The following is a 21,844-nucleotide window of genomic DNA, read 5'->3' as shown; positions in this document are numbered from 1 at the left end:
GCGCAAGGCCCAGAACCGAACCTTGCCGATCACTCGCCACGGCTGCCGAAATGAGCGCGAGAAGGATCGGAGTCGTTCCCCCAAGAAGCGCGCCCCAGATAAAATACAGGGCTGCGAATACGGCAACGGAGCCTGTGCTGCCCGCCAGATGCGTAACCAAAGCGCACGCGGCCGAAATGAGCACGCTCCCGCCGAGCACATAGGACGACGTTCGATTCTCGAAGAGTCGCGCCCATAAGGGCGCGGCCACGACAAAGCCGCACGCCAGCAGCCCGTAAGTGAGGCCAGCGACCCAGTGCCGGGCACCAAATACCTGGGTCATGTACAGTGAGAAAGGAACCTGCAGGACCATGCGGCTGGCGAGCAGCATTCCCATCAAGGCAAGAAGAGCTGCGATCGAAACACCGGTCGACGCCGTAGGTTTTGCGATAGCTGCGCCTCCGGGATTGGCGGCAACAGCTCCCAGCGCCGGTACGGGCAGGCTCGACCAGGCAACGGCAGCGCACAGCGCACAAACTGCCCCGGCCGTCAGATTTACTGCAGCAAAAGGGAAGCGATCGAGAATGAGCCCGCCCAGGAAAGCACCGCCCAGTGAGCCCACATTGGTAGCAACCTGAAGCCAGGCGAAGAGGCTGGCGCGGTCCTTCCCGCCGGTGATCTGGACGCCATAGGCCTGCGCCGGGGCGATATAGCCGGCGCAGGCGCCCTGCAAGAAGCGTAGCGCCATGATCGTCCAGACATCCTGCGCAACAGCAACAAGCAGTTGCGTGACGGCCAGACCGCCGAGCGCCCGAACCATCATCAGCCGATTGCCGTAGCGATCGCCGATGCGCCCCCAAAACGCGCTGGTCAGCGACATGCCAAGCATCGGGCCAACGTAGACACCAACACCTGCGAGTCCAAAGACGCTGTCGGACGAGCTCAATGCTTTGATTTCGATCGGCCAGAATGGACCGCTCATTTCCATGGCCCCCATGGAAATGAATTGCAGCCCGAACAGCAGAACAAACACAGGTCCGAAGCCGCGAACCGCGGCGGAAGCATTTGTCATTCCGTTCCCGCCATTGGATTTGGCAGCTCGTGCTCAAGGCGATAGTCGCGATAGCGCTCAAGATGCATCCGCAGCACAGAGCGGCTCGGCCAGGGTCTCTCAATAAAGGCCTTGCGTTCTTCCAGCCAGAACGCGTCCGACAACATGCGCGGCCTTAGCGCGTCGAAAACTGCCTCGGCCTCTTCCCGCAGGATGCGCCAAAGACCCATGCCTGGCAGTGCATAATGTTCGTCGAGGCACAGTGCGACTTCATGAAGATGGCAGACGAAGCAGGCATCGATGACGAATGAGCGCACGAGACTGATATCGTCATCAAATGTGGTGGGTAAGATCCCCGTGCGAGTGAATGGCTTGAGGTGGTGCCCGCGTTCCCTAAACAGGGGCGCAAAACTGCGGCCGTCGCCGAAATCACGGATCAGCAGTTTTCGCGGGCGGCCGGTTTCATCGAACAGGATCGTGCTGTTTTGCTGATGCGCCTCAAAGGCAATTCCGTAGAGCAGATACATGGCGAGCGTTGGCCGGATGACGGTCCCTACATAGGCACGAAAGAACGCAGATACGGCTGCTTCGCTTTCATCGCCGCCTCTCGCGATCAATTCGCAAATGAGCGGGCGGCCATCGATCGGGCTTGCCGTCAAAAGTGCCGCGACGGTGACCGGCAACAGTCCATCACAGCGCGCCAGGGCGTCGGAGTTGCGGTAGACAACCGAAAGAAAGCGGCCCGGATGCTCGTCGCCCGTTACGGGATGGTGCAGGATTGCGCCGAGCTCTTCGGTGAATATCTCCAGCCTGTCGGAAAGATCCCTCTCTTTTGACAGAATATCGAAAATAAGAGTGCTGAGACGAGGTCCCATGTGAATCGACTTGGCCTGCAGAGTGCGCTGTTCGCTGGTCATCCAGATCGCCACCGGCAGTTTGATAAAGGGCCTCGGCTCCTGTGTGTCCGGCAGCATTGTGCGGAACGACATCGACGGCAGCGTCACGACCTCCGGGCCATCCGGGTCGAAAACCCCGAAAGCTATCTCGGACGCAAATTCACGGCGCAGGAAATTGTCAAGGTGCCAGCTATGGACAGGCAGAGGCAGCCAGTCGTCAGGAGACTTTCCACGCTTACTCAATCCTTCGGCCCAATCGCGCCAGAGCTCGGGGAAGTTTTGGGCGAACCATTCCGAATAGCTGCCGACATGCGGCATCTTCTCCACATAGGACCATTCCTTGCGTAGCGCTGCTATCCGGACGCGCACGCGAGCACCGAACTCAGGCGACAAAGCAGTGACGTCCTCGGGCGACAGGTCGGGTTTAGCCTTCCATGTCGGATAGAAGGGGTGACCTTCCAGCGCGCCCCACTGATCCAGAGCCATGGCCGCCATATGCGGCGGCAGGCTCTTTTCCAGATATGCGAGGAATCCCTGCGCGCCTGCTTCGGCCGCCTTCCCTCGCAGCTCGGTGCCCCAGCGCTCCCGGTGACGGCGCGCCAGGACGTCGTTGCGCATGCTGTCCTCGACGTCGCGCATGAGATGCTCGACGCCATCAGATGCAGGCGAGATCGACAAGGCGGGCACGACCTGCCTGACGAGGTCGGAGGGATCATCGATCCGACGCCGCGCGCCGGTCTCGTCCAGTACTTCGATAGAACCACGATTTTGCAATGTTCCGGCAGGCGCACGGCGCAGGTCGGTGAAGTGCAGGACCCGGCGTGACTGCCAAAGCGGGAGCCATGCCTGGTTGCCCTCGCGCGCCCACAATAACGCATCAAGTGCAAGGAGACGCTCGGCGAACAAGCAGCGGACCAACCGGTTAAGCGCATTGCGCGATGCGCCCAACCAAAGCTGCGTAGCATGCGCCTGAGCTCCAGCGCCTGCGGAGGAAGACATCCTCTCGTCCATTACGCTTCCTCCGGCCAGTTGGCGGGCAAACAAGCCGACGCACCTTCGGTGAACCCGCCGTGGTAGCTCAGCGCCCAATTGTAGGTTTTCGTGATGGCGGGAGTTGCCACCTCAAGCCGCGCGGCCAATTCCACCAGCAGCGCCTGCCCGAAGGCGATGTCTTCGTGGAAAGCGCGGCTTGCGCGATCGATGACTAGGCCGGGCCCATCCGGATTGGGAACGAGCGGCGCGTGAATGCCCGCGTAAGCACGGTTGGTCCGCAACAGCGTATACATGGTCCGGTTGTCCTCGATCTGGCTGCCATAAGCCTCGATCAATTCCTGTCGGAGCGGCTTCACCGAACTCAGATCAATAATCAGGCGCGATTCGACCGCATGGCGGATAGCCTGGTTTTCCGCATCACAGGCCTCCAGCAATTCAGCGCCGGCGCGCGGGCAATCGCTCCACCAGCAAAGCGGGCGGTCGAAGGGCTTGTTTTCCCAGGGTGCGCCGGGGCCGATCAAGGCATAGAGCACGGCGGGATGCATCATTGCGTTGCCCGGCGTCAGCGTGATTTCCAGATAATCCTGCAGCAGGGTGACGGGAGCTTCATAAAGGCCGCTCAGCATCGCCTGGAGTTCGGTGCGGCTCGCTGCGGTCTCGCGGCGATGAAGCGCCGCGAAGAGTTGAGCCTTGGCGCCGCCCATGCGCACCCGCTCACCCGGGACCAGGTCAAAGGCCGTATGGGGCACGTCCTTCATGCCCCAGATCACCACATTGTCTGTGCCCGAAAAGATTTTTGCCGCGAGCCAGTTGAAGCCACAAAAACCAGGAATCGCGCCGACATAGACGCGCTTGTCCCGGGGGAGATGCGGTGCGAAGTCGTTTAGAAGCGCAGGCCGCGCGTGGGCCGGCTGCGTTACGATCACCATGTCCGTGCTTATGAGTGCCTCGCTCGGATCGGTGCCGACATGGTCGGGCCGCCCGCTCAAGACGTGGCCGCCCGGCATCTGCGCCCGCCAAACACCCTCTCCGCTCCTCCACAGATCGGCAACGGCGGCTGCTCCCGTCAGCACGGAAACGGTGACACCTGGGCGCTGCTTGAAGAGCACGGCATTCAAATGCCCGGTGCGCCCTGCCCCGCAGATCGTCACCTTCATGCTGCGCGCGCCCTTCCGGGTAGCCAGCCGTCGAGCTGTGCGGCGATTGTCGGATCCAGCAAATCACGCTTGGCCATCCATTCATCGTCGAAGACCGAACCGAGATATTTCTCGCCACCGTCGGCAACGGGCGTGACCACCGTGCCAGACAGCTTGGCGGCCGCAATGAATTCCAACGCCTTGTAGATGGTGCCCCCGGTCGAGCCTCCTACCAGAAGTCCGTAGCGCCGCGCGATAAAACGTGCCGTTTCGAACGCCTGGGTGTCAGTGACCTGTACCCCTTCATCGATGCATCCATAGTCGAGCACCTTGCCGACCTCATCGCCGGCGGGCGTTCCCGTGCCCGACTGGTAGTAGGGATGGCCGGGTTTGCCGAAGACGATCGAGCCGGCCGGTTCCACGGCGATCGTCCGGACCGCAGGGTTAACCCGCTTTAGACGCTGCGCGATACCGGTCATTGACCCGCCAGTGCCGACACAGCCGACATAAGCATCGACGCCGTCTGGAAGCTGTGCCAGGAGCTCGTCGACGAAACCGGCATAGCCTTCCGGGTTTGCCGGATTGTCGGACTGGTTCATGAACAACGCACCGGGAAGCTGGGCACCGAGTTGTGCAGCCAGCCGTTGGCGCTCCACCACCGCAACCTCGTCCTCGCGATAATTGCCTTCGACATAGCGAATTTCCGCACCCAGCGCGCGCATTGTGCGGATCTTGTCCGGCGCGGCGTGATGATCGACAACGGCAATGAAGCGTAGGCCCAATTCCAATGCGGCTATCGCCAGTCCGATCCCGGTGTTTCCGGACGACGATTCGACGATCGTGCCGCCCGGCGGAAGGCGCCCGTCCTCAAGCGCGGCAAGCACCATGCTGCGCGCCATGCGGTCTTTCATGGAGCCGCCCGGATTGTTCTTTTCAAGCTTCAGCACCAGCGTCGCATCACTGTTGGGTACGGCGATCGGCATCACCGGCGTTTGGCCAATCAACTGGCTTACGGTCGTGCAGAGCATTTTGCCTCTCCTATCGTATCGGGAACGAGCGTGAGTTGCCCTTTTGCATCCCGAACCACACAAAGGCGGCTCGGCATCGGGTGGCGATGGAATTCGTTTTCAAGGAGGTCCATCTGGTAGCCGCCGGTGTTGGCGTAAACCAGAAGGTCTCCCGCTTGTGGAGCGATGGGAAAGGTGAGCCATCGATTGCAAAGGACGTCCTCGTCCAAGCAGCTATGGCCCGCCAGATAACCTCGGACAGGTTTTGCAGCGACCGGCGGCGATATCGCTGGAACCAGGATGGGATCGACCAGGAATTCGGAGCCAAACCAGGTTTCGCAAGCGCTGAAGCTGCTGCCTTCAACAAAGATGACATGGGCATCAGGGCCAACGGCTTTCACGCGCAACACCCGGAAGACGGAAATCGCGGCCTGATCGGCCAGAGCTCGCCCCGGCTCCATCCCCAGCACCAGCCCCTCATGCACAAGATAGTTCGCGAAGGTGTGGCCATCGGCCATCGGTGCGCGCAGCAGGCAGCGTAGCCACTCCGCCGCGGAAAGCCCTCCCCCGTAGGGATAGAAGGAGGCCGGCACCTTCCCGGTACGGTAGTCCTCAGGCATTTGTACCTCAAGATGCGCCTCATAGGCGCGCTGGTCGACATATTGGATCGGCAGCCCGCCCCCAATGTCGATCATGCGTGGCGCAAAACCTTGGGCGCGGGATTCGTTGATCAAGCCGGCGGCTTCTTTAAGCGCTTGCGCACGAGATTCCCAACTATAGCCGCTCAGATGGAAGTGCAGCCCGTCAAAGCGCAACCTGCTTTCGCCAGCAATGCGCGAGAGACACCGCCGGATGGCCGCCGCCGGCATGCCGAAGCGACTCCGTGCCTGGTTGGTGGGACGCAAACGCAGCAGCACCGCCTGAACCGGGCCGCCTGCTGCAAGGCAGCGGATCAGATCCTCGAGCTCTTCCGGTGAATCCACCGATATGAGAGCATTGCAGTTGATAAGCTCGTTGTGAAATGCCGCCGTCTTCGCCGGACCTGTCGCCACAAGCTGTGTGCCGTCGGCACCGAGCCGTCTGGCATCTCGCAACTCATAAAGGCTTGAGACGTCAATGCCGGCCCTAGCGCGCAGAGCTGCGGCCAACAGCCCGGGCGATTTGTTGACTTTCGCTCCGTAGTAGAGCGCGTGCGCGACGCCGCTCTCCCGCAAGACGCCCCTGAGTGCCGCGACATTCCTCTGCAGCTCATCGGGCCAAATCAGATTTACCGGCGACCCATGTCGGGCGATCCAATCGATCAGCAGCGGGCCGTTGCCAGCCAACAGCTCCGCCGTGCCTGGCCGCAGAACCGGTGAGAGCCCCGCGCCGGGCTTGTGGCAATGCAAGGTCACGACCTCGCCCTTTCCGCGTCTGTTGGAGCAAGGTGGCGCAAGCTCTCCAACGGCAGGTTGCAATTGGGCAAGCTCTGATCAAAAATATGCCGCGTCGTCTTGCAGGGAAATTTGCGGCCACTGCGCGCCATCGCGAGGATGCACGCGGGCGTGATCGTCTGGCCCGGGCGCCAGCTCTCCACCCGCACGGCGTTGTAGTCCAAGAGAATCACCGGCACGAGCGGCAATTGCAGGCGGTGCGCGACTGCCAGCCGGTGATGACCGTCCATCACGCAGAGGGCATCCTTCTCCGCCGTGATCGGAACAGTCCAGCAGCCCGCACAGAGGATTTGCGCCTGCACCTCCGCTACTCTGTCGGAATCGACCTCTTCGGTCGGGATCAAGCATGTTGGCGAAAGGAGGCAAATTTTCATATCGGCCGGCCTGATTTCTATGAGCAGGAACCGTTCACGCAGTGCCTTCGGAGTGGCACTGCCTCATTGGTGTCGATATACCGAGACGAGGAACCAGAGGTTCTGCAGGCACGCGACTGTTCACGAACGAGATGTTCGATCAGCTTGTCCAGCAGTGGTAGCACGCGACCAAATGCGCTGATATCTCCTCCCATGATCGAGCCTTCACAAGCATCCATGGAGCGTCTCACCAAACTGTAGAGCAGCCACTACATGTCCACGGTCATCGACAGAAGATACGTGCGCGGGGCTCCCAGAAAGAACGTTCCGAATGACGCCACGCTGGACCAGTAGTTCTCACCGGTCACGTTCTGAACGTTCGCGCGGAAGATCGTCTTCCTGCCGTTGATCGCCGTCGTGTAGCGTGCGCCGAGATCGAGCCGCGTCCAATCCGGGATCGGCTGCTTGTTCGCTGCATCGACGAACTGCCTGCCCGTGTAGATGACCGCTCCATTCAACGTGAGCCCTCTCACCCACGGGAGATCCCACTCGGCTCCAATATTGGCCTGTACGTTCGGAACGCCGATTGGCGTGTTGCCCACGTTTGCCGCGACTGCGGTCTTCGTCAGGGTACCATCCAGCAGTGAAACGCCTCCGAGGACACGAACATCGGGCATGAGCTCGCCGTAGACGTTGAACTCGAGCCCACGCACCTGCGTTTCGGCGGTCGCCGCGAAGCGCCCCGCCAACAACTCGCCGCTCGCCTTCGATATTTCGAAGGCGCTGAAGGTGGTTCCGATCCGTCCGAAGTCCACCTTGACGCCAGCCTCGTATTGCTTGGCGATGTAGGGCGGGAGCACTTCGCCTTGGTTGGAAGCCGTCTGCGGCGCGACCTCGCCCCGGCTGAGACCTTCGATGTAGTTCGCGTACAGAGAGATGTTGTCCCAGGGCCGGATGACGAGGCCGACCACGGGGGTGGTCGCGCTCTTGTCGTAGGACGTCGTCAGCGTTCCGACGTTGGAGAGATAGTTGTTCGCTTCGACGCCCTGGCGCCGGACACCCAACGTCAACAGGACGCGCTCATCGAGCACCGACAAGGTGTCAGCAATCGAGAGCCCCGTGAGTTGACTGTCCGAGAGCCGAGGGCGGCCGGGTATCTCGCTTGCGAACTGGGTTGGCGCCAGGCTCGGATTGTAGATGTTCGACGTAACCAGACTGCCATTGGTGAGCCGCCGATACAGTTCGTCATGATAGACCGAGGCCTGGAAAGCGACGGCATGATGAACGAGTCCGGTATCGAATCGGGCGCGGACGCCACCATCATATGTGTACCGATCGATGCTGAGCCCAAAGAATTGCGGCAACGAGCTGGTGTCGCCGCTGGTGTTCTTAATCGTCGGAAGACCGAAGAACCGCTCGACATTGGTCCGCGATCCGCCGACGTCGGCGAACAGCGTAACCTGATCGGTTACATCGTATTCGTTGCGCCACAAGGCTGATTGATCGTTGATGCGCGACCATTCCCAGGGTTGCGTCACGTTCAGCCGGGCGTCCGGCGCCTTTGGCACTGGCACACCGGCAGTCATGAGGAACGGACGTGACGGAGCGTCGAACCGATCGGTCTGGGCGATAACGTAGAGCCAGGACCTGAACCGTTCGCCCTGATAGTCGAGTGCCAGCGCTCCGACGCCGGTCGTTTCAGACTGGCGATCAATCGGCGTGTCGCCGCCGCGCAGGCCGCCACTGGCGCGCACGCCCCATTCCTTGCCCTCGCCGTAGCGCCTCGCGACGTCCCAGTGACCGCCGAACCGCGCATCCGAACCGTAACTCGCGGTGAGGCGGGTCAAATCCTCTCCCGCACGCTTAGGCACGACATTGATGACGCCGCCGACGCCGCCGTTGGGTGCGATACCCGAGAGCGCGGCTGACGGACCCTTGAGCACCTCGATGCGCTCGACGTAATCCGTGAAGATGCGGTAGCTCGGCGCGATCCCGTAGAGCCCCTCGAAGGCGAACTCACCATTGTTGCCTTCGTTGATTGGGAAGCCGCGAATGTTGAAGGAATCGACTATGCCGCCCGTTGGGTGGGAACTGCGCACGGAGGGATCCAGGATCAAGGCATCTGCACCCGTTGCCGCCTGCTGATCCCGGATGAACTTGTCCGTGTAGCTCGTCACGTTGAACGGTGACTTCATTGTGTTGGTGTTTCCGAGCAGTCCCAGCCGCGCGCCTTGAGCGACCTGGCCGCCTGCAAAGGCGGGCACGACACCCGACTGCGACGGCTGTGATCGCACCGCGACTATTTCGGCGGTTTGCGGGGTGGCAGGTGCCGCGGAGCGCCGTGAAGTCGATCGGATCTGAGCGGCACTTCGTTTGGTCGGTGCGCGACGGACCGACTGTTGTGTCGGAGCATCAACGGTAACGGGTGGGAGGGAGTTGCCGCCTTGCGGCGTTTGGGACTGAGCCGGCGATCCGAACCACGCCAGCAACGCTACTCCACCCAGCAGTGTCGCACCAAAGCGAGCTACCGTCCCATCCCCACCTGCACGTCCCATTTCCCGAAAGTCCCCCCATCAACAGCACGTCGCCCAACGTCAACTGCTTCCACGCTCGGCCTGCAACGAGCATGAATCGACGATCCGCTCTCTACGTCCGAGCTCGGCCGACGCTTATGGCTCTGTGAATCAGCTTCCCCGCAGACTCGCACTCCGGATTGGTTGCCTGTGCCTTATCGGCACGGTCCGGTTGCTAGCGATCTGCACTGCCTCTTTAGAGAAGCGCTATGGTGACCGCAACGCAAATGCGTGCGCTGCGACTTAGAATGCCTCGATCATCGACGACTCGAGTCAGCTGACCCTGGCTTTGGAAAGATTCCAAAGGTGCTTTGAAAGAATCCAAATCAGTGCTGTTGAAATTTGGCAGGAAAGATAGACGAGCGCGCTCTCGCCAGCGGCCATGCTTTTCCTGGACGCGGCAACTTTTTCGATGAGCTTCCGCTGGTGTGGTGCGGGGCCTTCAGCCGCCCGATAACGCACCGACCTGGAGGCGATACATCACCGGAAATCAACGTTGTCGTCGCCGGACAGAAATCGCGAACCTGTTTCGACTCGGTGTTCACTCGGAATTGTCCACGAACCGACGAACACAAGGTTCATTGCGAGCTCCGTCCGTCCGGTTCGTACAAAATCCCAGATCTGAGCTGGCTTCGCTTATTCTTGACAAGGACAACCTGAGCTTGAATCATCCAATAGATTAGGATCGGCCATTTTTATTGACGTCGTGCTCTTAAATTTGAGCCGCGCTTGGGGGCGTAGCTTCCTGTTCGTTTGGCGCCAGTCTCGCATGATGTCCCGCAGCCCCAAGTCGCGAGCACATAGTGGCCAGCAAATTTTGAGGTCCGCCCGCCGCCTCTCGAAGTCGCGTCCGGGACGCGCCGAAGGAGGGGTCATGTCCCATAGTCTCCCGACATCATCATCCGATGCCCCGATACGCGCGGCGCAGTACTTGCGCATGTCGTCCGAGAACCAGCGCTACTCAACTGAAAACCAGCAGAATGCGATTGCTGAGTATGCTCAGCAGCATGGTTACCAAGTCGTGGCGACGTATGTTGACGTAGGAAAGAGTGGACTTTCGCTGAAAGGCCGCGACGCGCTGCGGCAACTCCTCAGCGACGCCCTCGCCGCCGAGCGTGCTTTTGACGCCATTATGGTCCTCGACGTTAGCCGGTGGGGACGCTTTCAAAATCCGGACCAAGCTGCGCACTACGAATTTTTGTGTCGGCAGGCAGGGCTCCGCGTCATCTATTGCGCAGAACCATTCGGAGAAGACGTTGCTCCTATCACAACGATCGTTAAGCACTTGAAGCGGGTGATGGCTGGTGAGTACAGCCGCGAACTCTCGACAAAACTGGCCCGTGCCCACCGTCAACAAGCGGAACTGGGCTTTCGCCAGGGCGCGAAGCTGGTCTACGGCTTCCGGCGACTTCTTGTAGACTCAGCGCGCAAGCCCAGGCAAGTCTTGGCCAACGGTGAGAGGAAGGCACTCGATAATGACAAGGTGATTGTCATCCCGGGTCCACCTGAAGAACTCGCCGTGATAAGGCGTATTTTCCGCCTTTACGTACGTAGCCAGCTTTCTATTGTCGAGATTGCCCGGCGCTTTGCCAAGGAAGGCATAAAGGGCTACGGAAACGATCCTCTCAGCCCGGCCACCATCCGCACCATTCTTTCAAGCGAACTTTGCATCGGGCGGATGACGTACAATCGCACCTCTCACCGGCTGCAAGGTCACGTGCTGAAAATTCCTGAGTCCTCATGGACAAGATTTGCTGCCTTCGAACCGATCGTGCCGATTTCGCTGTTCCGAAGGGCGCAAGAACGTCGCGCCCGTTGCCGGTCCTGGGACAAACCAACGATAGCGGCGTCCCTGAAGAAGCTGCTTGCGCTAGAGGGATACCTTACACAGAGACTGATCGAGAACGCGACGGATACGCCGTCGGCGGAGACCGTCGTCAATCATTTCGGCTCGCTTCATGCCGCATATGCGGAGGTTGGCTACAAGCCGCCACCGGTATCTCCGTTCGGCAACAATGGAAAGCACTGGAGCAAAAAGGCTATTCTGGCAGGGCTGCGAAACCTCTATGCGACGAAGGGATACGTTTCGACTCAACTCATCAGCAAGTATTCGAGCCTTCCCTCCGAGGCCTACATCCGAAGACACCTCGGCTCTCTGCCTGTAGCCATGAGAGAGGCCGGCCTGCCAGTTTTTTCTCATGATGAGACCCAGCGACGCTCCTGGGAGCGCCGAAAGGCGGCGGGCTATGATGAATTTTATCAGGGTGTTCGCTGGACCGATGCAAAGCTTCTTGGTGCCTTGCGGCGCTTGGAAAAGCAGCACGGATATATGTCTGCAAACCTGCTCGACCAGAATGGAGCTACGCCGACAGCATATTACTTTGCCAAGCGGTTTGGCTCGCTCACCAAAGCAAGGGCCTTGGCAAATCTACCTCCTCGCAGCCACTCGCAGATCATGTCAGCCGCTCGCAAGCGTAGGAAGGACGGCACGATCATTCAGCGAAAGCCGCGCTATCCTGGACAGCGCCCTTTCCTGCGCTATCGTTCCGATGACATTTTGAAGGGGTTAAGGCGGCTCGCGAAACGGCAGGGCGCGGTTTCATTCAGTCTCATTGACGACGATCCAAATCTGCCATCTGCCGGAACGGTGATCCACCATTTCGGCTCGCTTGCCAAAGCTTATCAATTGGCAGGGCTGGTCCGTCTGGCCGGGAGACCTGTGCGACATGGTTTGCCTGACCGAAGATAGTGAGCCGGATGCTCGCGCTGTTCTCTTCGAGCTGCGACCCCGTTTCTTCATCCGAACATCAAAACTCACCCGGGCGCTGTTCTATTGCCTCCCGTGCAGCGAGGGCTAATTCTGCATCGCTTGCGCACGTGCGCGTTCCAAACGATCGTGATCACCAATTCCACAGGATCGTGATCGCTATTTCCAGCGGATCATGATCGGGGACAGCGAGCCGGACACCACTGACAGTCTGCAACCCAGGTAGCTTGATCTTTTGCTCGGGTGCAGTATGAAGCGCTCGCCTTGTCGCGCGGCTTGCGGCTGCGGGTCGGCAAAATCGTCGTGTCGTAGTGCTCGGCCATGGCCGCAAAGGTTTGGTTGAGCGTCGGTTCGAACCACAACGCCTTGACGACCCCGGCCTTCAGATTGTCGCAGACGATCGCCTTGCGAACTCCGCCGAAGTACGACAAGGCCCGGGTCTGGCCTTCGATCCAATCTGGTAGTCGCTGACCGAAGCTCCCCATAGCGAAGGTCAGCGACGAGGCCCGAGCACCGCGACAAATATCTGCGCCTGACGGATCTCGCCGGTTTGCGGATCGATCACCTCCACCGTCGGACCGGCATAGTCGGTCTGCATCACTGCACCCGCCGCGCGGCGATGACGGAAGGTCGGGTTCGCCCGGCGCCGATAGGCGTCAAACTTCTCGCAGAACCACGTGTAACCATAGCCGTCGGGATGCGCCGTCCGGTATTCCTGCCAAAGCAGCGTCAGCGTCACGCCCTTGCGCTTGAGCTCCTGCGCCACCCGCGGCCACTCGGGCTCGCTCAAGTCCTGCGGAGGCCGCCCGACCCGCCGGAACAGAGCCCGCTGCAACGCCGCCTCGCTCGCGTAAATCGGCGGTAACGGCCAGCTTAAGCCCGCCTCGCGTGCCCGCAACAGGTAGGTGGCGACCGAACTCTTGCTGATCTGCAGCCGTTCCGAGATCTCCCGAACCGACAGGTCCTGCTCGTACGTCAGCCTCAGGATCGATCGTAGGTCCTTCACAGTGGTTCGTTTCGCTTGCTTCCGTCTCGGCATTGCCCCTCTCAAACTCAGCTTGAGAGAGAACATTGCCTGAACGGCGCTCCCGAAAACCAACCTCCCGCAACTGTCCGCGATTTAGCGGAATCCCTGTCCCGGAATTACTGAAATCGCTGTCCGCGAATTGCCGAAATCGGTGTCCGGAAATTGCCGAAACACGCAGCTACTCCGACGCGCAAGCTTGCGTCGCTTCTTGAAGGCAGTAACGGGAGCGACGCCGCGTCAAATTCGTGTTGTTGGATCCTCACCGCACAGCGGGGAGGGTGCGGTTCGCGAGCGATTGCTGGAGATCGGCGCGTCGATGGGCACCTAGATGTCGGAGCAATGCGTAACTAATGCGTTTCATATCGTGATTGTGGTTCGTCTGAGTCACAACGGCGCATTCGTTTTGGATGCGCAGACGGCCAACCCTCAATGCGGACCGGAGCGACCAAGGCGCTGCTCGAGCCAGAGGCTGTAGCGCGAACCGCTATAACCGATCGCGAAATAGAGCACGGCCGCGACCAGAAACGCCTCCTTGTAAAATCCAAGCCAGTTGGGATCGGTCGCCGCTGCCTTCGCGGCGCTGAGGATGTCGACGATACCGATGACGGCAAGCAAGGACGTCGCGTGCAGGAAGCCGATGGCCTGGTTGACCAGACCCGGGATCACCATTCGCAGTGCCTGTGGCAGGATGACCAGCCGCATCGCCCGCCAATAACCCAACCCAAGCGAGGCTGCGGCCTCCTCCTGACCGATCGGAACGGCCTGCAGACCGCCGCGCATCACCTCGGCGATATAGGCCGTCCAGAACAGCGAAATCATGATCATCGCGCGCGGCATCTTGTCGGTGGAGAGCCCCGCCGGCAGCGCCATGGGCAAGATCAGCGTCGCAAAATACAGGATTGCGACCATCGGTATCGCCCGCATGAATTCGATGTAGCCGATCGCAAGCCACCGCAGCGCACGCATCCTGGATCGCCGTGCCAGCGACAGCAGGATCGCCAACGGCACCGACACGGCAAAGCAGACCGCCCAGACCAGCAGAGTCACAGGCAGCCCGCCCCACTGATTCGATGAAATCGGCGACTGCCCGGGTATGCCGGCCATCAATAGCCCACACAGGACAATGACGACCGGCCAGACGACCACGAGTCCGCGCCGCCAGAAGCGCGGCATGGCCGTAACGGCCAACAAGGCAGTGAGCAAGAGACACACAAGTGCCGGGCGCCACACGAGTTGGACCGGATAAAACGCGAAGATCATGAAGCGCAGCTTTGCTGCGACGAATGCCCAGCACGCGCCGTCATGCGCCAGGCAGTCCGCAGAAGTTCCCCGCCAGGTCGCATCAAACACCAGCCAGCGGAACAGAGGCGGCAGAAGCCACAGGACGAGCAGGCCCACGATGACCGTAACGGCCGAATTCAGCCAAGTCCCGAACAGACCCGTCCGCAGTCGTGTCCAGAGCCCTTCCTTACGCCTTGGACGCAGCCTTCCAGCCTCGATCGCCGTCACGCCGTTCGCTCCCCGCGCAACGCCGCCCTGCGGTTATAGACGTTCATCAATGCCGAAACGGCGAGGTTCAGGGCGAGATAGAGCACCACGACGATCAGCAGCGCTTCGAATGCCTGCCCGGTCGTATTGGCGGTGGTGTTGACGATGTTCATGAGATCCGGATAGCCTATCGCGACAGCGAGGCTGGAGTCCTTGACGAGATCGAGATAGTTCGAGGTCGTCAATGGCGTAATGACGCGCAAGGCTTGTGGCAGGACGACCAGCCGAATGACCTTGCCGCGATGAAGTCCCAGGGCACGTGCAGCGTCCCATTGCTCCCGGCGGACCGACAGGATGCCGGCGCGGACGATCTCCGCAATGATCGCAGAAAACTTCACAATCAGTCCGACCAGCAGTGCTGCAAATTCGGGCGTCAGGCTGAAGCCACCTCGAATGTTGAAACCGTTGATTGCAGGCACTTCGATGCCAATTTTTGTGCCGCCAACTGCAAGCACCGCACCGACCGCAAGAATGCTCAAGGCGGAGGCAGGCATCGGAGCCTGCAGACCTGCCCGCTTCTGGCGCCAGCCGCGCCAAAGGAGCCAGATCCAGCCCCCGAGCACCGCGGCCACAACCAGCATCGCTCCGACCGAGAGATCGCTTATGACGATGCCCGGCACGTACGCGCCGCGGTTGGTCAGGAAGACGGCATCAAGCAAGGTAATGGCGCGACGCGGCGGTGGCAGGGCGTGGGCGAGAGCGATCCAGAAGAACAGCTGCAACAACAGCGGGGTGTTGCGAACAATCTCGACATACCAGCGCACGAGACCAGACAGCATCAGGTTGCCCGAAAGCCGCATCATGCCGAGCGCGACACCAAGGATTGTCGCCAGACAGCAGCCCAGCAACGAGATCTTCGTCGTATTCAAGAGACCGACTGCGATGGCCCGCGCATAGCTATCGCCGGCACGGAAGGCAATCATGCCCTCCCCGATCTCAAAATTGGCCGCGCGTTCCAGGAAGTCGAACCCCGGTGTCACCCCAATCCGCGCCATGGTGGTCGCGATGTTAGCTCCGAGCAGGATGACGGCAGCGAGGACGCCCGCCACGATCACGAGCTGCAACACCGGCCTTGGACCCAACCAGCCCGAGACCCGGCGCCGCATGCCCGGTCGCTTCGCCGCGCGCGATGTTTCGGGCGCAACGCTCATGAGTGACGCATGTCAGCGGAACGGCGGAGAATATAATAGGCCACCGCTGGTCCAGAGCTTGTTATAGCCCCGCTCCCAGCCAAGCGGCTTGAGATGGCGATCGAAGATCTCGCCATAATTTCCGACCGTCTTGATGATGTTGTAGGCCCATTTTGGATCGAGCCCGATTGCCTGAGCCAGTGAGGGATCGACACCCAGAAAACGTTGGATGGCAGGATCGTCCGACTTCAGGAAGCTGTCGATATTCTGCGAGGTGATGCCCCATTCCTCGGCCTGGATGGTCGCATACACGGTCCAATTGACGATCTCGAGCCAGCGGTCGTCCCCACTGGCCACCGCCGGCGCCAGTGGCTCCTTCGACAGTCGCTCTGGCAGCAGGATGTAGTCATTCGGCTTCTTCAGCTGGGTGAGCTTTGCGCCCAGGTCTGACGAGTCCTGCGTGATCGCGTCCACGCGGCCGGACTGAAGGGCGGAGACGAATTCGCTGGTGTCCTCGATCGTGACCGGAGTGAACTTATGCTGGCTCTTGCGGAAGAAATCCGCGATGTTGAGCTCGCCTGTTGTGCCGCTCTGAATGCCGATCGTGGCGCCGTCGAGCTGAGATGCCGACGTCACGCCGATGTCTTTGCGGACTAGGAGCCCCTGCCCGTCATAGAAGATGGTCGGCCCGAAATGGAACCCGAGCTTGAACGCGCGTGTAAGCGTAACAGTCACGCCGGACAGCAGGACATCGAATTCGCCAGATTGGAGCGCCGGTAGACGCTGTTGCGGCGACGAGCTCGTGAACTCCACCTTGTCGTCGTCACCGAAGACCGCAATCGCCAAGGCACGTCCATAGTCGATAAAGAAGCCCTGCCACCGGCCACTACTGTCTGGCACGAAAAACCCGGGCGTGGTGCCAACGCCGACCTTGATAAAACCGCGCGACTTGATCCTGTCGAGCGTTGGGCCGGCAGAGGCAGCCGTTGAGATGAAGCCGACCGCGCCGACCAACGACGCAGCAAGCCATCTACACCAGCGGCTACGGGTAATCATCCGACTCTCCTCAATGATATTGCAACGATGCTCGATGGGTCCAATTCAAGGTTGCTTAGTGCCGGACCTGCCGCCGCTGCTCGATAAGCGCCCTCACCGCACGCTCCGCTGCACGGGCGGAGCCAAAATGACCGCCGTCAAGGCTGTCAAAGGCACGTTCGGATGAGAAGAACCGAACGCCGCGCTCCTCGCTGACAACGATACCCGCGGTTCGATTCGATACTTCGATGACATAGGCTTGGAACATAAATGCTCGGTCGCCGAACTCCGGCGCTCCTGTCTGATTGCCGATCGCTTTGGATTTGTCGATACGAATCAACAACAGACGCCGGTCGCCGCCGAGACGCAGCGATGAAACACGCGGTTTCGTATGCTGCTCATCACGTTTCGATCGTTCGTTCTCATCACGGTGACCCTGAGCGGCACAACCCACTGATCGTGAATATCCGGCGGAACGGCGCGATAGTCAATGAAATGGGTATCCAAAGTTGGAGCGTCGGCAGCTACAACGCTTTCGCGGTGGAGCGGAAGCGAGCAAAGTTCTAACGGTGTCGGTTACAAGCGGCCAGAAGGCAATAACTCCTCGAGCAATCTAAGGGCACGATGAACGCCCTCTTCTTGAAGGACCTGGCCGACAAGACGCGCCGCGTCGAGGACGGCAAGTCCGGAGGCGGGCTGTGCTTCGGCTACGACGTGGTGAAGCAGTTTGCGGCAGATGGCGGGCGGATCCGCGGCGATCGGACGATTAACGATGTGGAAGCCGGTGTCGTGCGCCGCATTTTGCAGACTACATTGCCGGCAAGTCATCCCGCGCGATTGCCTTTGAGTTGAATAAGGCACCTAGCTGAGAAACAGAGTGCTAAGGCAATTTGTAGAAACCGGCGATCAGTGTCTGAGATGCGCAATCTCTCTCGCTTGCGCCGTTCCAACTCCCTCGGCCGAGCGGTCTTGAACAACGAATTGGGTGTGCCCTCCTCGCGCAGAACGCGATGACAAATTTGAGCGTCATTGTCCCGACAAACACAGCATGCAGCGAACGAACAAATTTCGTTTCTCACCTGAGTGAGTCGTCTCGGCTTCAGATTGGCGCATTTCGTACAAAAACTCCCGCCACATCGCCTTGAATCTGCACTGCGTTGCAGCTAGGGCGCTTGAGCGCCGGATTTTGTAGCGCGGCAATCTAGGAGAGAGCACTCCCACTTTGATTGCCGCGCCGCAGGCGTAACGTCCTCGCCGGTAAGATTGCCGGGTCGCTTCGCGGCCAGGCCCTACCGCCAACAGCGGCCCAGATTACTTACGAGTAGTTCAGCTCGTTCGGGACTTGGTCGAGAACTGGCGCTACCTCGACCGGCGGGTTATGTCAATTGCGAAAGAAATCAAGGAGCTCGCCGAGCAGGATGCACACTGTCATCGCCTGATGACTGCGCCGGGCGTCGGACCGATCATCTTAGCGCGATGCTCGCCGCGATCGGGACTGGCTATGCTTTTCGCAAGGGCCGCGACTTTGCGGCGTGGCTTGGTCTGGTACCGAAACAATTCTCGACCGGCGATCGAACCATTCTCGGCCGCATATCGAGGCGCGGCAACCGGTACCTGCGAACTCTCTTCATTCAAGGGGCCAGAGCCGTGCTTCTGAGGCGCCAGACTTGGTCTAGGCACGGGTTCGGAGCCTAGTTGGAAGCAGCGTCCAAGCGGCTCCACTCGAATGCACTGGTTGTCGCCTTGGCCGCAAACTCGCACGCATGGCCTGGAGCATGCTCGCAAAGGGCCGTGACTACGACGCCAATTTCTTATGAAAGGCCCCCGGGCGGGCATGCTGGAGGCCTTCCTGGAGGTCAAATTAGATCAGTAGAGCCGTTTCGTTATCTCCTTCTTCGATAGTTGAGGACCATTCACCAGTTGCGCTGAGCACGGAGCAGCAGCGTAAGGCTGTTTTGGTCTTTCAGCTCGTAGGTTGCACCAGGCTTGGCAATGCCCGCCTGCACTGGCAGTGTCACGGTGCTTCCGCGAGCATACTTCTGGTCGAGCATCGTGTAAGCGAGGTCTGCCGAGAACGTCAGGTTCTTGATCGGAGTCCAGCCAGTCATTAAACCGACAACCGCATAGTTGAAGTCGGGATTACAGCCGGCAGCCCCGCTTGACAGCGCAAGCGTTGCGAGGAACGCGCCGCAGATATAACCCTTGGCTGTATTGTTATATCGCACTGCAGCCCACGCACCGTAGACGCTGGTGGCCCAGCGCGGATCCCAGTTGTGGGTGTAGCCACCGCGGAAGCCGTAGGTCGTGGTCAACTCCTGGCCCGAACCTGCAACGAACACTGCGTCAGAGAGACCGCCAAGTCCGACGCTCTGATAAGCACCAGCAAGGCCCGTACCACCGTACATCGCGTAGCTGGTCGACATATAGTCTTGGAAGTTGTAACGGCTTGCGCCGTTCGTATAAACACCTGTCAGGTTGACCGTATCACCCGGACCAGTCGGGATGTTCTTGATCGACAGCGCCAGCTGTCCAGCCCAGCCCCATTTGTCAGCAGGATGCCCTGTCGCTTCATCGGCGCCGTAGTAGGCGGCGTGATTGTCATGCGCGGCGACCGCGGCCTGGAACACGCCCCAAGCCTGGTCAACGCGAAGCATGGCAATGAAATCCGGAGACGCCGTACCGGCGATGTCGTTCCCACCATACGCACCGGTCGCAAGACCCGAGGCCGTCGCCGCACTCACGTTCCAGATGTTGGTTGTGTCGTGCTGAACTTGGTCCTGGGCCGAAAACGAGGCGGTGATGCCTTGGCCGAAGTCTGCAGTATAGGTGAACTGGTTGACCGGGTCCCAGCCGCCGCCGCCCGGCAAGCCGTCAAAGTTGTTGCCTGGATAGTTAGCCCACGGAGCGGAGAATTGCGACTGCGCCTTGCCGATCGTGAGGCCAGCAAACTGAATGAAGGCGTAGTAGACACCCAGCGTGCCACCAGCGACGGCAGCCCCGCTGTAAGCGGTCGAACCATTCACTGCAGCAGTGCCGGCATAGCCGCCCGCGTTCCAGGTGAATACGCTATCAAAGAATGTGCGGACTACGCCGTAGTCCGTCTGCGTGCGCGTATCGATGGTCAGATCTTCACGCGAGCCGGTGCTGTAGACATTACGCAGGCGATTTTGCGCGCCGGCCGAACCGCTATTGGCTGCGTCATACAGAGAGTTCGTGGTCAGCCCCGCCTGGACCCGCAGATAACCACCGAGTTTGATGCAGGTATCAGTGCCAGGAATATAATAGAAGCCGGCTCCGTACAGGGAGCACGTTTTCACGTACTCGATTGCCTTAGCCTTCGCAGGAAGATCAGCCGCCCGCACTCCAGCGCCAGCGAACGTTGCCGCAGAACAGAGGAAAAGAGTCTTCGCCAGCTTCATCGATACCCCCAAGTTGGCAACATGATCGCGTCGTATAAAGATCATGTCTGACGAGAACCTGACTGCGGCGCGGCGATCAAGGCGAGACTCGCTCTCATCCTGTCTGTCGCGCCATACCTGACGTAGTTACCGGAGTCGAAGGTTCGTCGATCTGGGGTGATGGCCCGATGCATCAGCCGTGCGTCGGTCGGATGCGCAACGGCCCTTGGCTGCACCGTGGTATCGACCGCCACTCGCTCCAGGTCCTTGGGACCGATGGCGCCAGTCTTGTGCGCTACTGGCAGACTTTCCTGGATCAGCGCGACGAGCTACTCCTCGCCGAGCCGCTGGCGCCAGCGCGTCATCCGCGATCGATCGAACGGCAGCTGGTGGCAAAAGCTCAACTCGCCGCAGAAGTAGGTGGCCCGTGTCCCGATGATTTGGTTGAACACCGAAAGCAACGGGTCTTTCTAGCGATCATCCCGCGGTTTGCCCATCAATGCTGATGACCCAAGGCCTGACACCAAGACGCTATCAGTCGGGTGAGATCGATCGCACTGGCCGCATCTCCAAGCGTGGCAACCACCATATTGCAGGCATGCGCGGGTCCCTTCTGGCCGCGCCCAGCCTTGCTTCCGGCCTTGATCTCCATGTCGCGCAGCTTCTTGGCAGGCGGGGAGGGTCGAGCCCAGGCGTAACTCTCGCCCTTCATTAGCAGATGCCAGATCACGACAGCGAGTTTACGTGCGGTCGCGACGGCGGCGACGTGCTGGCCGCGCCGAGCCCGGACGCGCAGAAAGAAGGCCCGCAAAGGTCCGGGAGCACGGGCGGCCGCCCACGCCGCCTCGACGAGCACACCGCGCGCATGACCACGCCCCTGCTTGGTGATCCGCCCATGGTTTGCCGGACCTGACCCGGACTGCCGGACGCTTGGGTTCAGGCCGAGATAACTCACGAGCTTCTGCGGCTCGTCGAAGCGCGACACGTCGCCGATTGCCGCCTTCATAGCCAGCGCGACGGTCATGTCGACGCCGGGAATGGTCATCAGCCGCTTCACGCCTTCGTCTCCAAGCGCTGAGCGGGCAAGGTCGCGTTCAATAACGTGAAGTGGACATGATAGTGCGGCCGTCGGGCAGCCACGCTTTGATCTGGGGTGTCTTGTGGGTGGCGTAGTTGATGACGATATGGACATCGAGTCCTTCGGGTATTTGAGTGTCGATCTCTTTGAGGAACTTCAAAGAACTCGATCGCCCGGTGACGCTTGTAGCATTTTCCAATAATAAACCCCGAAGCGACATCGAGTGCAGCAAACAGCGTGGTCGTACCATGCCGCACGTAGCTGTGCGCGCGGCATTCCGGTACGCCAGGCATCATCGGCAAGACCGGTTGCTCGCGATCGAGTGCCTGTATCTGAGCAAGTCGCCGGCAAGACGGTGTTCGACGCGCGCCGACTGATCAACCCGGCCGATCTAGCCTTGGCGGACGACCTAACTATCGGGCGCCGCCCGCACTGACCCG

13 protein-coding genes and 7 pseudogenes are annotated in these 21,844 nt (G+C 60.5%); 4 read left to right on the top strand and 16 right to left on the bottom strand.

Annotated elements, in window-relative coordinates; genetic code table 11:
* From PMN64_RS21380 to PMN64_RS21350, 7 genes are all read right to left on the bottom strand, one after another.
* On the bottom strand, positions 1-1,051 hold a 1,051-nt coding region (locus PMN64_RS21380; protein WP_411782036.1), incomplete at its 3' end, for an MFS transporter.
* Positions 1,048-2,937 carry an IucA/IucC family protein gene (locus tag PMN64_RS21375; RefSeq protein ID WP_411782035.1) on the bottom strand — a complete coding sequence of 630 codons (1,890 nt, stop codon included), beginning with the start codon at positions 2,935-2,937 and terminating at the stop codon, positions 1,048-1,050. The genes PMN64_RS21375 and PMN64_RS21380, both read right to left, overlap by 4 nt.
* Positions 2,937-4,076: an NAD/NADP octopine/nopaline dehydrogenase family protein gene (locus PMN64_RS21370; protein WP_411782034.1), complete on the bottom strand. Its 1,140-nt coding sequence runs from the start codon at positions 4,074-4,076 to the stop codon at positions 2,937-2,939. The genes PMN64_RS21375 and PMN64_RS21370 overlap by 1 nt, the downstream gene beginning before the upstream one ends.
* Positions 4,073-5,083, bottom strand: a complete 1,011-nt coding sequence (locus PMN64_RS21365; protein ID WP_411782033.1) for a PLP-dependent cysteine synthase family protein — start codon at positions 5,081-5,083, stop codon at positions 4,073-4,075. Before PMN64_RS21365 ends, PMN64_RS21370 begins: the two co-directional genes overlap by 4 nt.
* A complete protein-coding gene (locus PMN64_RS21360) occupies positions 5,065-6,456 on the bottom strand; it encodes a Y4yA family PLP-dependent enzyme (protein ID WP_411782032.1) in 1,392 nt (463 codons plus the stop codon). The genes PMN64_RS21365 and PMN64_RS21360 overlap by 19 nt, the downstream gene beginning before the upstream one ends.
* On the bottom strand, positions 6,453-6,869 hold the full coding sequence (locus tag PMN64_RS21355; protein WP_411782031.1) for a hypothetical protein: 417 nt from the start codon (positions 6,867-6,869) through the stop codon (positions 6,453-6,455). The genes PMN64_RS21360 and PMN64_RS21355 overlap by 4 nt, the downstream gene beginning before the upstream one ends.
* 248 nt (positions 6,870-7,117) lie before the next feature.
* Entirely contained in the window at positions 7,118-9,043 is a 1,926-nt protein-coding gene (locus PMN64_RS21350; protein ID WP_411782030.1) for a TonB-dependent receptor, read from the bottom strand.
* A gap of 1,147 nt (positions 9,044-10,190) precedes the next feature.
* On the opposite strand from PMN64_RS21350, the gene PMN64_RS21345 reads away from it, so the two are divergent.
* Positions 10,191-12,170 (top strand): recombinase family protein, encoded by a 1,980-nt coding sequence (locus tag PMN64_RS21345; protein ID WP_411782029.1) that lies wholly within the window; start codon positions 10,191-10,193, stop codon positions 12,168-12,170.
* Positions 12,171-12,451: 281 nt separating this feature from the next.
* Here the strand turns inward: PMN64_RS21345 and istA are convergent.
* From istA to PMN64_RS21320, 5 genes and pseudogenes are all read right to left on the bottom strand, one after another.
* A pseudogene (gene istA, locus PMN64_RS21340) lies at positions 12,452-13,227 on the bottom strand (IS21 family transposase); the annotation flags it as partial.
* A 414-nt stretch (positions 13,228-13,641) separates the two neighbouring features.
* Entirely contained in the window at positions 13,642-14,724 is a 1,083-nt protein-coding gene (locus PMN64_RS21335; protein ID WP_411782028.1) for an amino acid ABC transporter permease, read from the bottom strand.
* A complete protein-coding gene (locus PMN64_RS21330) occupies positions 14,721-15,914 on the bottom strand; it encodes an amino acid ABC transporter permease (RefSeq protein WP_411782027.1) in 1,194 nt (397 codons plus the stop codon). Before PMN64_RS21330 ends, PMN64_RS21335 begins: the two co-directional genes overlap by 4 nt.
* Before the next feature lie 12 nt (positions 15,915-15,926).
* The gene (locus PMN64_RS21325) at positions 15,927-16,949 is read right to left on the bottom strand and encodes an amino acid ABC transporter substrate-binding protein (RefSeq protein WP_411782025.1); all 1,023 of its coding nucleotides are present in this window, start codon (positions 16,947-16,949) and stop codon (positions 15,927-15,929) included.
* Positions 16,950-17,004: 55 nt separating this feature from the next.
* A complete protein-coding gene (locus PMN64_RS21320; protein ID WP_411782038.1) occupies positions 17,005-17,196 on the bottom strand; it encodes a hypothetical protein in 192 nt (63 codons plus the stop codon).
* A gap of 347 nt (positions 17,197-17,543) precedes the next feature.
* On the opposite strand from PMN64_RS21320, the pseudogene PMN64_RS21315 reads away from it, so the two are divergent.
* Together PMN64_RS21315 and PMN64_RS21310 are read left to right on the top strand one after the other, a co-directional pair.
* Positions 17,544-17,785, top strand: a pseudogene (locus PMN64_RS21315) (recombinase family protein); the annotation flags it as partial.
* Positions 17,786-18,246: 461 nt separating this feature from the next.
* Positions 18,247-18,745, top strand: a pseudogene (locus tag PMN64_RS21310) (IS110 family transposase); the annotation flags it as partial.
* A gap of 96 nt (positions 18,746-18,841) precedes the next feature.
* On the opposite strand, the gene PMN64_RS21305 reads toward PMN64_RS21310, so the two are convergent.
* Positions 18,842-20,347, bottom strand: a complete 1,506-nt coding sequence (locus PMN64_RS21305) for a porin (RefSeq protein ID WP_411782024.1) — start codon at positions 20,345-20,347, stop codon at positions 18,842-18,844.
* A gap of 161 nt (positions 20,348-20,508) precedes the next feature.
* Positions 20,509-20,745, bottom strand: a pseudogene (locus PMN64_RS21300) (IS5/IS1182 family transposase); the annotation flags it as partial.
* A gap of 80 nt (positions 20,746-20,825) precedes the next feature.
* Between PMN64_RS21300 and PMN64_RS21295 the strand changes: the two are divergent.
* A pseudogene (locus PMN64_RS21295) lies at positions 20,826-20,882 on the top strand (hypothetical protein); the annotation flags it as partial.
* A gap of 30 nt (positions 20,883-20,912) precedes the next feature.
* Here PMN64_RS21295 and PMN64_RS21290 read toward each other — a convergent pair.
* Together PMN64_RS21290 and PMN64_RS21285 are read right to left on the bottom strand one after the other, a co-directional pair.
* Positions 20,913-21,446: pseudogene (locus tag PMN64_RS21290) on the bottom strand (transposase); the annotation flags it as partial.
* A pseudogene (locus PMN64_RS21285) lies at positions 21,413-21,742 on the bottom strand (IS630 family transposase); the annotation flags it as partial. The pseudogenes PMN64_RS21290 and PMN64_RS21285, both read right to left, overlap by 34 nt.
* Between the last annotated feature and the right edge of the window lie 102 nt (positions 21,743-21,844).

It is taken from the genome of Bradyrhizobium sp. UFLA01-814, assembly GCF_046718885.1.
Lineage (GTDB): Bacteria > Pseudomonadota > Alphaproteobacteria > Rhizobiales > Xanthobacteraceae > Bradyrhizobium > Bradyrhizobium elkanii.
The sequence above is the reverse complement of the archived record's forward strand: the minus strand, read 5'-3'. Positions and strand labels throughout refer to the sequence as shown.